The organism is Streptococcus sp. F2, from assembly GCF_056500955.1.
This window is the reverse complement of sequence record NZ_JBWKAI010000009.1, coordinates 53371-66653: the sequence shown is the minus strand read 5'-3', so window position 1 is coordinate 66653 and position 13283 is coordinate 53371. Positions and strand designations below refer to the sequence as shown.

Genomic DNA, 13283 nt, shown 5'->3' with positions numbered 1-13283 from the left:
CAATTATCAATAGCAATAATAAAATCAATCATCGTAGTCACCTCATCTATAGTGTACTACTTTGATTGATTTTGTCATTATGAATCTAGTTTTCTGAAAACAAAAGTTTCTTCATGCGTTTGGCGTGGCAATCTCTTGAAATGCCCTTAAAAAATCCGAAGCAGGTCTCATTACCTTTGAAAAAAGTCAAAAAGCAGGCTTTTCTACCTGCTTTTGTCTTCTAACGTTACTGATTGTCATCCTCTAAAATTTTAAAGCCAAGGCTGGTACTGTCTTTCAGAAACATTTGCACGGTTTCAAGGGAATAGTCTTCTAAATCTTTTCCTTGAAGAGGTAACTTGGCAATCAAATCACTGGTACAGGTAATAATATCAACACCTAGCTGATCAGCTTGATAGATATTATAAGTTTCACGAGGACTAGCCCACAACAATTCGACCCCTTCTTTTTGACGACAAATGCGCAGAGCTTCTTCCATGATTGGCATTGGGTCAACGCCGGTATCTGCAATACGACCAGCAAAAACAGACACAATAGCTGGCACTCCAGCGGTTAAATGATCAACCACAGCTTGAGTCTGCTCAATTGTAAAAATGGCTGTGACGTTTAACTTAATGCCTTTGGCTGACAATTTTTGAATGAGGGGACAGGTTGATTCGCCTGTAGAAGTGGTGACTGGAATTTTCACATAAACATTGTCACCTAGACTGGCAATTTTCTCAGCTTCCTTTTCCATGCTTGCGAGATCATCCGCAAAGACTTCAAAGGACACTGGGTAGTCTGTAATCTTGGCAAGCACTTCTTTGGCAAAGCCAATATAAGAACTGATGCCTGCTTTTTTCATCAAGCTTGGATTGGTTGTAAAGCCTGTGACCAAACCTGTTTGTAAATCCTTTAACATGGTCTCTAAAACCGCACCGTCTGAAAAGACTTTAACGTTTAGTTTTTTTGTCATCATATCCTCCTTTTAGATTTCTTCTGAAACATTATTGATGGCCTCTTGAGATTTTGACAGAAAGCTTGGAAGCACCAATACAATAGCAAGCACAGCAACCACCAAGTAAATACCGATTTGACCAATCGACGTTCCTAAGCGGCCCAGTAAAATCCCTAAAACACCGAAATCCACATCTCCAAAGGTCGTGTTTGAAAAACCAAGTTTCCCAAGTACAGGTAGAAGCATGGCAGGCAAGAAGGCGAGTAATAAGCCATTAGCGAAAGCACCAATCATCGCACCGCGACGACCACCTGTTGAATTTCCAAAAATCCCTGCTGTTGCACCGCAGAAGAAATGAGGCACCATACCTGGGATAATCAGGACACCACCTGCAACTCCTAAAATCAACATCCCAAGTAAGCCACCAACGAAACTTGACGCAAAACCGATGATAACAGCGGTTGGCGCATAAGGGAAGAATACCGCACAGTCTACAGCTGGAATAGCATTTGGAATTAATTTGTTAGCAATACCTTGGAAGGCTGGAATCAAGTCAGCCAAAATCATGCGAACACCGGCGTAGACAATTGCCACACCAACCGCAAAGGTAAGACCACTCTTAATGGCAAAGATAAATGGGTTTTGACCTGCTGCTAATTCTTCTGCTACTGAAGCATCCCTCAAAACAGAAGCCACTGTTGCCACCAAGTAGAAAATCACCATGATAAGTCCTGTTGAAATGGTGGTGTTGCGCAAGAAACTCCATTTTTCAGAAATCTGAAGGTCCTCGGTATCTTTACTGTCTTTGCCAACCTTGCTACCAACCCAGGCAGAAAGGTAATAGCCCAAACTACCAAAGTGTCCCATAGCGATTTCATCTCCGTCAGTCACTTTCAGAGTATACTGTTGACCAATGGCTGGCGAAATAGCTGACCAAGCTCCCAAGAGGAACCCACCTAAGATAATCAAAAGACTTCCTTTGAAACCAACAGCTCCAAGCACGGCGGACAAGAGACAAGCCATAAAGAAGCTGTGATGTCCTGTTAAGAAAATGTATTTGAAGCGGGTAAAGCGAGCAAAAGCCAAATTGAGCAATAAACCAACCACCAAGATGGACATAGTTTCCACACCCAGAATCTTTTGAGCGACAGAAGTGACGGCTTCGTTATTTGGCACTACGCCAGTGATGCTAAAACCATGCTCAATGAGTTTGGCAAGAGGGTCCAAATTGGTCACAATAACACCCGCTCCTGCAGCAAGCATAAGGTATCCCAAAATCGGTCCCAAGGTTCCTGTCAACACCTTATGAGCAGGTGTTTTCAAAGCTACCAAGCCTGCAAAGGCAATCAAGCCCATTAAAAATGCAGGTTCTTTTAAAATATCTCGAATAAATGATAATAATGCTTCCATAGTATCTCCCTATCTCCTTTAAAGGCTTATTCCTTGCCACTCATTTCCTTAAGAACCGGAACCAAATCTTCTTCAATTTTTTTACGATTGGTATAGCTTTTAACGATACAAACCTTGGCATCCTCTGGAAAAATATCTTTAAATTCTTTAACGGTAACAAATAAATCTGCACCCTTTCCAACAGCCGCATTGGAATCACAGGATTCTGCATCCACATCAATACCCAAACTAGATGCGATAGCTTCGACTTTCATGCGAAGTAACAAGCTACTACCAATACCGTTTCCACAAACCGTTACAATTTTAATCATGTGATTCATCTCCTTTTTCGATCATATGGCTAATCAGACTCATTATTTTATCAGTATTCTCAGCCTCAATTAATTGCTCAATATGTTCATCGTCATCTAAAATCAACGACAGTTCCTGCAAAGCCTTCAAATGTGAACTAGAATCCACAGCAGACAAAACAAAAATCAATTGCACTTGCTTGTCTGGATCACCTTCTTGCTTCAAATCAAAGCTGACAGGTTCTTTTAGTTGTAAGAGAGACATGCCTAACTGCCGCGCCCCTTTTTCAGGCGCCGCATGAGGAACAGCCACCTTAGGGGCTAAAACAATATAGGCCCCAAGCTCATTGACCGAATCAATCATACCGTCGATATAAGATGTTTCAATCATCTGGTGTTCTAGTAAAGGCTGAGCAGCCAAACGAATCGCTTCCTGCCAATCCGAAACAGCATCAGCCTGCCTAATAAAATCTGCTGTTAACAAGTCCAATAGTCCTAGACCTCCTTTTTCAATCGTTAAATGGTTACCAATCAGGTAACGGGATAAATCACTAACAAGTCCTTCTTTATTAGTAATCGTGGTGTGTTTATGAATAATACTCAACAGGTCATCCAAAGCAAATTGCTCTGACAAGGGAAGATGAAAGTCATCACAGACCATTTTTTTCAACATCATTTTCTCAACAGGTCCCATCAAAGCTTGCGTCACATAAACAGGTTTAGCACAGTCAAAAGCTACTGTTGAAAAAATCAAATCAAAGCAAGCTGGATCCAACAACTTTATTTTGTCCAGCTGGTGAATCCTAATAAACTGTAGCTGTGGAAAAAGTTCCTTCAAGGTTGCCTCCAACATCAGAGACGAACTAATGCCATTAGGACAGACAGATAAGGCTACCAGCTGATTGCTCGGCCTCTTCTTAGGGGCCTGCAACCATCTCCCAAAATGAATGGTAAAATAAGCAACCTCATCTTCATTAACTGTTTTCCCCAATTGTTTTTCTAGAGGAGAAAGGCTGCGCTTGACCAAGTAAAAGAGAGATTCATAATCTTGTTTGATTTGTTCCTTCAAAGGATTGGTCAAGTCAATGTCGTAGTAAAGTCGGTAATAAGCTGGCAAAAGGTGACTGTATAGGTTCTGACGAAGTTCTGGGGTATCGGTGATAGACAAGCCCGTGTTAACCGCCACCGAATTGATGATTTCCTCCATAATGTCATAGATAGGTTGCTGAAAGACTAAGTCTAAGTCACCTTGGATACAACCAAGTAACCTAGATTGAACCAAATATTTTTCTTCGGTTAGACTGGGGAAGTTGACCAATAACTGGTCCACCATCGTTTCAACAGCTGGCGAAGCTAAAGGAAAAGTATCCACTGCTTCAGCCCTTACATCCCGTGAAAATGGTCGATGAGCGAGAAGGCAGAAAAAATAAATCAAATCCCTCAATTTCTCCGAAATAAAAGTTAAGTGGTTCTCCCTGCTCAGTTCTTCCAACGTTGCTGCCATCACCTTTGTCTGGTCGGGCAAACCAAGTTCATGCAATAAGTAACTGAACACCCAAGGTCCTGATATGACTTGCAAAAGAGAACTGACCGCTGATTCTAAGAGACGCCGCAAGGCTAAGGGTTCTCCTTCAAAAAAATAACCATCCTGGCGATTGTAAGCTAAAGTTACCTGAAAGGCTTGTACCCGATCACGCACCAAGTTTAAATCAGCAATAACGGAATTTCTGCTTAGCCGTAACAAGCTTTCCAAGTGGTTAATGGAGATAAATTCTTTAGCCATCATGATGTAAATGATAATCATGTTCAGACGCTCATCTTGAAAGAGATAGTCGTCTAAGGTAGGTAGCATGCGATTCAACAAGTCCTTTTCAGTAAGGTCTGGCGGATAAACCAGCTGCCTGTCCAGAGTAATAAGGGGTAACTGATAGAGTGACAACGTGTCATTGATTTTAGTAATATCTGCCAGTATATGACGTTTGCTTGCCTTTAATATGGATTCAAATGCCTCCAGTGAATGTCCTTTATATTTAGAAAAGAGTTGATAGTTTCTGATGAGCTCATGAGATAGCATGTCATCTCCTCCTATAATGTCAGTATAAAATGAAGCGTTTTCATTTTCAAGATAAATTGAGTCCAATTGTCTCACGTCATTTTTGACTGCAATTGGACTCAACAGATGATATCATTGTAACAAGTTCCTCAAAAGGTGGCAAAAAATAGGCAAATCTGGGAATTGATTCCCTTTTTCTTCATGATACAACAAAAGATACCTCATCACTGAGATACCTTTTGTTGTTAGATAAAATCATTAACCGCTAACGAAGGCATCAGAAAAAGTCAGCTCATTCTTAAGCTGACTTTCTTGACTCAATTTAACATTTCTGGCTCTATAATCTCTGTAGTGGATAAATCCACTGGATATTATAGGGTTTTTTAATTGTATATAAAAAATCCCATATAACTTACAATGAAAAGTGTTAAACAACTCATTAGAAAGCATTATATGGGACAACTGTATCATACTACAGAATTAGCCAAAATTAAAGACAAAATATCTCCTTAGACAAAGTTTTTCATCATAAGACACACATTGAGGTCTGGGCTAGGCTTGATTATTCACCTAAGCTGTTTTAGCTCTGTCACGGGAAACAACTCAAGTACAACTTCCAGAAGCCATCCAAAATGCCATCCCTTAAAATCAATAGCATTCCTAGCCTTATCAGGTTTAAAAAGCGATATTTCCAGTAAAAAGCTATTGTAACGTTACTATTGCTGAAACAAATTTGTACGGAAAAATTGTCAAATTTCTGAGCCTCTTAGAGTAAAAAGCACTCGGAAACTCATCAACCGTCAAACTCTCAGTCACATTGCTCAAGAATTGGCTGTTTCATCGACAACTATCCATCGTAAGCTCAAGCAGTTCGCTTTTAAGGAGGTCTTTTCTAGATTTCTTAAGGGGCTCTCCATTGAGGAATTTGCTTAACAGAAAGGCAAACTCACCTTTATTGCGCAGGATTTTGAGACCAATAAAATTATCTCTATTTTTGATAACAGACACCAAGTCACCACCCGTAACCATTTCTTCAGATATTCTAAAAAAACTCGAAATAGCGTGAAAGTCGTTACCCTCGTCATGTCTGGCAGGTATCAGTCACCCACTACAGTTGACAATGAGCCTAAATTCTAAGACGCTCTGTCGTTTGTTACTGAGAATCAAACATAACAATAACCACTACCTATAAATAATCTATTAACTTAATGTTATTTCATGACTCTTATCAGACTTCAGCTCTATCACCTTATCAAAATAAGGTAAAAGTCCTTTATCGTGAGTGACCACAATTACTGTAACCCCTTTATTTTTGAGGCTCTGCAAAATTCTCATTACAAATTGACTATTTTCGTCATCTAGCGAGGCTGTTGGCTCATCTGCAAAAACGATTCGTGGCTTCTTCAACAATACTCTTATCAAAGCCACACGTTGTTGCTCTCCCCCGCTGAGTTGATAAACTTTTTTGTTTAAATAGTCTTTTCCAAGTCCAAATTCTTCTAGATATTTTTTTATTTGTTTCTTATCTTTTGTGATAAAATTCAAGTTTTCATATACCGATTCATTATCAATTAACGCAAAATTTTGAAATAAAAATCCAAATACAGATTTAAAATAATACTTTCTATGACGATAATTACTGAGAGAACCCTGAATAAAGATTTGTCCTGAATCAATTTTTTCCAATTGCCCTAAGCAATTCAACAATGTCGTTTTTCCGACACCGCTGTCTCCTATAATAGCAACCATCTCACCTTCTTCAACATGAAAAGTTAATTGGCTAAAAATAACTTTATCTGGATAGTGTTTAGAGATATTTTTTACTTCTATTGTATTCAAATTAGTCAGTTTCCTTTCTTAATAGTTGCCAAACATTCTTTATTTTCACACATTAGTAATAAACCTGTATAAATGAAAGCATCTAAAGTCACCAAGCCTAAAATTATTGGAAAAGTAGTTAACTGAAGTAGAAAGACAACTGTAAAGGCTAATAAGGTTAAACCAATCATACTTAACAAAAAGAGACCATGTCGTTCCCAAAATGATTTCCCAAATATCAGCCAAACAACTATTTTTTTCCGTTGACTTTCTATATAAGTCATCAGTAAAAAGTAGTTAATAATGATAAAGGCTAAGATACTAGTAATCATGCTAAGAACTTTTAAAGAAATTCGTGATCTTATGATGTTTAACTCTCTAAGCGCTAACTCTCTACCTGAAGTTAATCCTGCAAAATCTTCCACTAAGCCATGGTCCTTAATATATGTTGCAACGGTAAGAGGATTATTAAATAAATAATTTCCTTGAGAAACATCTGCCACCAAAAAGTCAGATTTTTCTCCAAAAAGTGTCGGTTTAGCTACTAAAATGACAGGATTAAAAGTCGTTGTATCATGAAAATTGATTGTATTATAATTAAATACTTTTTGCTCCTTTTTGGAATAGATGATATTGACTGGGTATGATTGTAAACTTTCTAAAGGAGACTTTACATCTTTATGAAAAGCGATAACTTCCATAATCATTGCCTTAATTTGTTCGTCATATTTTTTGAGATTTTCAGGAATAATGAGATGAAACATATTTGGAGCTAAATTCCCTATTTTTTCTCCCTGATTAGCTAATACAGGAACATGCTCCAAAAAATGATGATTGACAACCATATAGTTGTGACCAGGAACAGTCTTACCTGCTATCTTATATTCACGTAAGCTATAGCTTTCTGCCAAAATCCCACCTTCTTCTTCTGCCAGTGTCAGTAAATCATAGATAACTTTTCGGGATTTTTGATCACGTTCATTCTTTTCTTTTTGCTCATTAAATTGTCCTGGAATTAATCTAGTATTACTACTAAAGTATAATCGAGCCACATTCGGAAGATTTTCCCAATGCATCAGGTTCTTCTCTAATTCTCTTTGAGAGACTAAATCCTTTATTCCATAAAGCAAAGTTGCTGAGCAAAAAACAACCAATATAACTTTGATTAGGATGTTTAATACTACCAACTTTTTGAAAGGCTTTTTAGATTTTATTTGTTCTACTATACTAGATAATCTGATAGCAATAGATAAAGCTACTAGGTGACTTATTAGTAAAAATAAAAGAATGAAAAAAGTTAGGATAGCAAAGACCATCCATTCTCTTGGTAAATTAAAGCATGATATGATGAAAAATCCTAAAGCTAGTAAATCGACCCTTATTGACTGACGAACTAATTGATAAGGGTTTTCACCATGCAAGCGAAAAATGCCGATTTTTTTTGATTCGGAAAAATAAACAAATAAATCAACTATAAATAAAATAAAAATTAGAAAAACGAGAACATATGCTAGTTCTCCAGAAAGAAACTGAAGAAAAAACTGTTTGAGAAAGTTTGTCTCCACAGCAGTCTTCAAGCCTAAATGATGAAACTTCTGGATCAACTTCTCTGGGATAGCTCCTTGCAGGTAATAACTTCCTATCGGGTTCTCAATGCTGAGTTTATCACTTCCTCTAATATTCTCCTTAGGCAACTCCTCCTTAAGCTTTTTAGATTGCTGAGACGGGAAGGTAAAAATGGTCTTCTCAGGTTTGCCTACAGCAGAGGTTCCAAAAGATACTTTATAGATACCAATTTTATTTTCTTTTGTAAATTGTTCTAAGGTTTTATAGATTTGTTTAGTCGAATATTTCTTATCCCAATCAACCACCTCAATGCTAGCCCTTGCTCCCGGCAAAGATAAATGATGGCTTTCTCTTATCAGTTGATTCATGTAAAAGAAAAACATCGCCAAGAATGATAATAAAACAATGCTGTATATTTTTTTCATGCTTCTCCTCATAATCTAAAAAAATGGTGTTAAGGTAAAACCTTAACACCACAATTCGCTTTTTCAGGATATAATTCTTTCAATGAAATACATATAGCTTAGTAATATTCCCAATAAGCTCGATTGCCAGAAGGTTTCCTTCCTGTAGAAGTGTATGCACTCGCCCATCTGTTAGCATATGCCTTTGTAACGTGGCTTCCAGAAGCATATACGACAACATTATTATTAATCTTAGGATCATTTTTGCTTGTCCAACACGCCCAAACCTCACCAGACCAAAGATGCCCTGTTACTCCACCAGAAAATCCATACGTTAAAGCAGATACTCCCATGCTAAGTGGTAGCAAAGCAATAACTAAAACACGAAACAGTCTTTTTTTTGCCATAAAAAATTCTTTTCAAAACATATGAAGCAATATTTATTTAATGTTACATTCGTTTTACCACTTCAAAAATTTACCTCCTTTCCTAGGGTAAAAAGTAACAGTTGAAACTATTTTATGGGTGAAGGTTTTATATTTATATTCTATAATAATTGTATAATTATTATTTTAAAATGTAAATATCATTTTGATAAAATGATTGATTAATTGTTTTTTTATTTCAAATACAACTTGGTTAATCAGCAATAAACTTTGGAAAATGTTGCTAAAAGATTGCTAAAGCTATTACTAATTTGCTTTTTAGAAAAAGAAGTAACGGTAGATTTCATTCTAACCTTTTTAATTTTATTTACTTTAAGGATATTTTGTAGTCACGTAATCAGTATCTGTGCTGAAATAAAAAGCTCTGACAGACGAAAAAAAACTCTCCTAAACGGAGAGTCTATTCTTAACATTAACGACGAAGTCCAAGAGATTGGATCAACTCACGGTAACGGTTAACATCTGTACGACGTAGGTATGCCAACAAGTTACGACGGTGACCGATTTTCTTCATCAATCCACGGTAAGTAGCGTGGTCTTTTTTGTGTTCTTTGATGTGGTTGTTCAAGTGGTTGATTTCCCATGTAAGAACTGCAACTTGAACTTCTACTGAACCAGTATCGCCTTCATGACGTGCATATTGAGCGATGATTTCATTTTTTTTCTCTTTTGAGATTGCCATAATAATGTCTCCTTTTTTTGCTTAATCCGAGTCCTAGGATTGGCACTCCTAAAACCAAGAAAAAGTTGGTTTGTCTTTCGACCACTCTATTCTAGCAGATTCGAAAAGCTAGGTCAACTGTTATTCGTTTATTTCGCCCTCGAGTCACTAAGTGGTCTTATTAAGCTTCTTGAAAAACCAGATATAACCGGCAAGTCCTGTTGCTAAACCAAGGCTTGCTAGTGCAAATATTAGATAGGCGGCTTTTAAATCAGAACTTAGGTGGGATAGAAGCTGCAAAACCAAAGCAGCACCACCGCCGCCCAGATTACACCCTATCAAGACAAGAGTCGTGGCTGATGTCAATTGATGACTAGGAATTCTTTCCGAGAGAGTATGAAAAACATAGGTTACTCCGATACTGTAAACAAAACCAGTTGATAGGGCACCAATTGCTACCAAAAAGAGATTGTCTCCCTGCCATAACACTAACATGCCCAAACCTAAAACAAAAGCAACCCAAGCCATCAACCTATCTTTTAGTAACATAAGAAGAGGACCAAAACTGATGCCAGCCAAAATGCCCATAAGCATCATCAAACTTAAAATCAAACTGGCTTGTGTGGCGCTCCCCATCTGACCTTGATCAATCACTTGAGGAATTCGCAAGGTATTAGAAGTATTGACTAAAATGACAAATCCAGCATAACCGGCCAACCCTAAAATCTGCCACAATTGCTTTAGTGATAAGTTCTGACGCTCCTGTGACGCTACTGGAGCTTGAGGAGAAATCATAGGAGGTACAAAAAGGAGGTAAAGTGCTAAAATAACAAACCCAAAGCCATAGATCAAATAAGCCATAGACCAGCCAAAAGGAATCATATAACCCGCCAAAAAAGTGAGGAAGGCTGACCCTAAGACTTCTGCTGACCCTCGATAACCTAACATGGTTATCCTTTCCTTACCAGAAAAGCGTTCACTAATAATATTAATCGCGCGAGCGTTAATCAGACCAATACCTAACCCTAATAAAATCCGTGACCCAAACACAAGTGGGTAAGCTTGATTGAGAACAGGAAAACTTCCACCACCTGCCAAAAGAAGGAGCCCCACTACAACTTTTGTACGTTCAGACAAAAAACGATTCAGGAAAGGCATAATGAGAAGAACCCCTAAAATAGCAAAAGAGGACAGGGAAAATAGGATTTCCACAGACTGCGCCTGATAGCCCTGCGCTTGATAATAGGCAATCATTTTAGGAAGGGCGGGTGACACTGCAAAAGGTGAAACCATCATCAGGGACAAACTGAGGAGGCTTATTTTTTCAATAAGGGATTTTTGGGATACCATCAGAGAGACTCTCTTTCCTTGAATATTTTAGCTACCTTCAGTATAATCAAAAGAAAACGATAAAAATAGGACCTAGGTCATAAAAAGCCCATGAAGACGATTTCAGATACCAAATTGTTGGCATACTACTTAACAAAGCATCGGCTGGAGGAATTTTTCCCAAAAAATAGCCACCCACACCTGCAGCTAGCCCACTACCTTAAAGGAGAAGCCATTTGTGTGCAAGACCAGGAACTCAAGGCTCTTTATTACTTGGTGCAAGGCAACGTCAAAATTGTGCGACGCTTGTTTAATGGTAAAGAACACATTTTAGAAACCCATAACGGACCTATTCTTATCGGCGATATTGAATTAATGACCGATCAAAAAGCAGTGACTTCGGTCATTGTTCTTGATGAAGCTTATGTTGTCCAACTGCCACTCACCCATAAAGAAAGCTTGCTGACGGATGCAGACTTCCTCTATCATATTGGTCGGGGATTGGCTCAAAACTTTTACAAGCAAAATATCACCTCCACTACTAACATCACCTATACCGTCAAAGAACGTCTGGCCTCTTACCTCATTGCACATGAGAACCAACAAGAAGTTCACTTAAACCTGACCTTACTGGCCGACCGTTTCGGGACCAGCTATCGCCACCTTCATCGAGTGGTTCATCAGCTCATCCTTCAAGGCATGATTGTGCGAACCTCTTTCAAAACCTATCGGATTATTGATCAGCAGGGTCTGCTTCAATTAAGCGCTAATGACTGATTGCATTTTCCTGACAAAAATAAAGGGAATCCACTAGGGATTCCCGGTTTTTAGAAACAGTGTCATCTTTCTCTCTAAAGATTCCATGTTTGGATATCATTGAGATTATACAAGGAAAGTCACAAGATGGCAACTGATTTAACTCCAATTGCTCATGTTTCTTTAAAACTGACATAGGTGGTTGATTTCTCAGCAACTGTCGGCTTAACCCTACCATTGCCACTTCCTTTTGTGGCTTCTTTTAAAAAGAATCAATTTGTGATATAGTAAATCCAGTTAAAAAAATTAAAGGAGTAGACATGTCTGCACAAGATAAAATAATTAAACCAAGTCATCTCATTACCATGGATGACATTATTCGTGAAGGGAATCCTACCTTAAGGGCTGTTGCTAAAGAAGTGACTCTGCCCCTAAGTGACGAGGATATTCTCCTAGGAGAAAAAATGATGCAGTTCTTGAAGCATTCTCAAGACCCTGTCATGGGAGAGAAGCTAGGCCTTCGAGCGGGTGTTGGTTTGGCCGCACCTCAGATTGATGTGTCAAAACGTATCATCGCCGTGCTAGTCCCTAACCTTCCTGATCAAGAAGGAAACCCTCCAAAAGAAGCTTATAGCTTGCAAGAAGTTCTGTACAATCCTAAAATTGTTTCTCACTCTGTTCAAGACGCTGCTTTAGCTGACGGTGAAGGTTGCCTCTCTGTTGACCGGGTGGTTGAAGGTTACGTCGTGCGTCACGCCCGTGTCACCGTAGAGTATTTTGACAAGACTGGCGAAAAACATAAAATCAAGTTAAAAGGTTATAACGCTATCGTCGTTCAACATGAAATCGACCACATCAACGGCGTCATGTTTTACGATCGTATCAATCCAACAGCTCCTTTCAAAGCTGATGATAATCTATTACTTCTTGACTAAACCCAACTTAAAAGAGACTGGCTCTGTAGCCAGTCTCTTTTAAGTTGTGAATTGAGGTTAAGTAATCTTAACGAAGTTCTTGGAGGACTTCTTCAACTTGGTTAGCCAATTTTTCATGAAGGCTTTCTGACAAGGTAATTTTACCAGTTGCCCATGCTTCAGGGTTAATTGGCCCACCTGCAAACTCACCAATAACATTGCTACGAATAAATGGCAACAATTCGCGGTAATGTTTGAAAACAGCTTTTGGTGATTCCCCATTTGCAAGGGAAGATACTGTAAAGAATTTATCGTGGATTGATGAAGCTGCTGCATGATCGCTTGGATCAAGAGAACGGCTTGCCCAGTCCAATAAGTTTTTCACTGTTCCAGGAATTGCCCAGTTATAAACAGGTGAGAAGATCCAGACAAGATCTGCTGCTTCAAGCTCTTTACGAATACGATCCATAGCTGGAACACCTTGAGCTTCCAATTCTTCGTTAAACAATGGAAGGTCTGCGTAATCCAGATAAGAAACTTCTGCACGATCGCCAATCATTTCCTCAGCGATTTGCGCCATTTGCTTGTTAAATGAGTTTTGGCGTAATGATCCGACGATAAACAGAATTTTTTTAGACATGTGTTTCTCCTTTTTGTACTAGTTAGTGACTAATATTACTATGTAGTTATTATAGCGCG

Annotated in this window: 12 protein-coding genes and 1 pseudogene; 3 read left to right on the top strand and 10 right to left on the bottom strand. The window is 38.5% G+C overall.

Annotated elements, in window-relative coordinates:
• Positions 1–226: 226 nt before the first annotated feature.
• From ACYTR8_RS04555 to ACYTR8_RS04540, 4 genes are read right to left on the bottom strand one after another with little or no spacing between them, the layout of a single operon-like run.
• On the bottom strand, positions 227–958 hold the full coding sequence (locus ACYTR8_RS04555) for a transaldolase (RefSeq protein WP_111715040.1): 732 nt from the start codon (positions 956–958) through the stop codon (positions 227–229).
• A 9-nt stretch (positions 959–967) separates the two neighbouring features.
• Positions 968–2347 (bottom strand): PTS ascorbate transporter subunit IIC, encoded by a 1380-nt coding sequence (locus ACYTR8_RS04550; RefSeq protein WP_015057276.1) that lies wholly within the window; start codon positions 2345–2347, stop codon positions 968–970.
• A 26-nt stretch (positions 2348–2373) separates the two neighbouring features.
• Entirely contained in the window at positions 2374–2658 is a 285-nt protein-coding gene (locus ACYTR8_RS04545) for a PTS sugar transporter subunit IIB (protein ID WP_002982644.1), read from the bottom strand.
• Entirely contained in the window at positions 2651–4711 is a 2061-nt protein-coding gene (locus tag ACYTR8_RS04540) for a BglG family transcription antiterminator (protein ID WP_479641743.1), read from the bottom strand. Before ACYTR8_RS04540 ends, ACYTR8_RS04545 begins: the two co-directional genes overlap by 8 nt.
• 432 nt (positions 4712–5143) lie before the next feature.
• Between ACYTR8_RS04540 and ACYTR8_RS04535 the strand changes: the two are divergent.
• Positions 5144–5788, top strand: a pseudogene (locus ACYTR8_RS04535) (ISL3 family transposase); the annotation flags it as partial.
• A gap of 102 nt (positions 5789–5890) precedes the next feature.
• On the opposite strand, the gene ACYTR8_RS04530 reads toward ACYTR8_RS04535, so the two are convergent.
• The 5 genes from ACYTR8_RS04530 to ACYTR8_RS04510 form a co-directional block, all read right to left on the bottom strand.
• Entirely contained in the window at positions 5891–6529 is a 639-nt protein-coding gene (locus ACYTR8_RS04530; protein ID WP_004230292.1) for an ABC transporter ATP-binding protein, read from the bottom strand.
• Positions 6530–6534: 5 nt separating this feature from the next.
• A complete protein-coding gene (locus tag ACYTR8_RS04525) occupies positions 6535–8499 on the bottom strand; it encodes a hypothetical protein (RefSeq protein WP_125074610.1) in 1965 nt (654 codons plus the stop codon).
• A 98-nt stretch (positions 8500–8597) separates the two neighbouring features.
• Entirely contained in the window at positions 8598–8885 is a 288-nt protein-coding gene (locus ACYTR8_RS04520) for a 4a-hydroxytetrahydrobiopterin dehydratase (RefSeq protein ID WP_479641742.1), read from the bottom strand.
• A gap of 451 nt (positions 8886–9336) precedes the next feature.
• The gene (gene rpsO / locus ACYTR8_RS04515; RefSeq protein ID WP_003046456.1) at positions 9337–9606 is read right to left on the bottom strand and encodes a 30S ribosomal protein S15; all 270 of its coding nucleotides are present in this window, start codon (positions 9604–9606) and stop codon (positions 9337–9339) included.
• A gap of 147 nt (positions 9607–9753) precedes the next feature.
• Positions 9754–10935 carry an MFS transporter gene (locus ACYTR8_RS04510; RefSeq protein ID WP_479641741.1) on the bottom strand — a complete coding sequence of 394 codons (1182 nt, stop codon included), beginning with the start codon at positions 10933–10935 and terminating at the stop codon, positions 9754–9756.
• 90 nt (positions 10936–11025) lie between these two features.
• Between ACYTR8_RS04510 and ACYTR8_RS04505 the strand changes: the two genes are divergently transcribed.
• The gene (locus ACYTR8_RS04505) at positions 11026–11691 is read left to right on the top strand and encodes a cyclic nucleotide-binding domain-containing protein (protein ID WP_479641740.1); all 666 of its coding nucleotides are present in this window, start codon (positions 11026–11028) and stop codon (positions 11689–11691) included.
• Between the two features lie 299 nt (positions 11692–11990).
• Positions 11991–12605 carry a peptide deformylase gene (def, locus tag ACYTR8_RS04500; protein WP_003057870.1) on the top strand — a complete coding sequence of 205 codons (615 nt, stop codon included), beginning with the start codon at positions 11991–11993 and terminating at the stop codon, positions 12603–12605.
• A gap of 67 nt (positions 12606–12672) precedes the next feature.
• On the opposite strand, the gene ACYTR8_RS04495 is transcribed toward def, so the two are convergent.
• Positions 12673–13224, bottom strand: coding sequence for an NADPH-dependent FMN reductase (locus tag ACYTR8_RS04495; RefSeq protein WP_111715026.1), 552 nt, complete (start codon positions 13222–13224; stop codon positions 12673–12675).
• Positions 13225–13283: the final 59 nt, after the last annotated feature.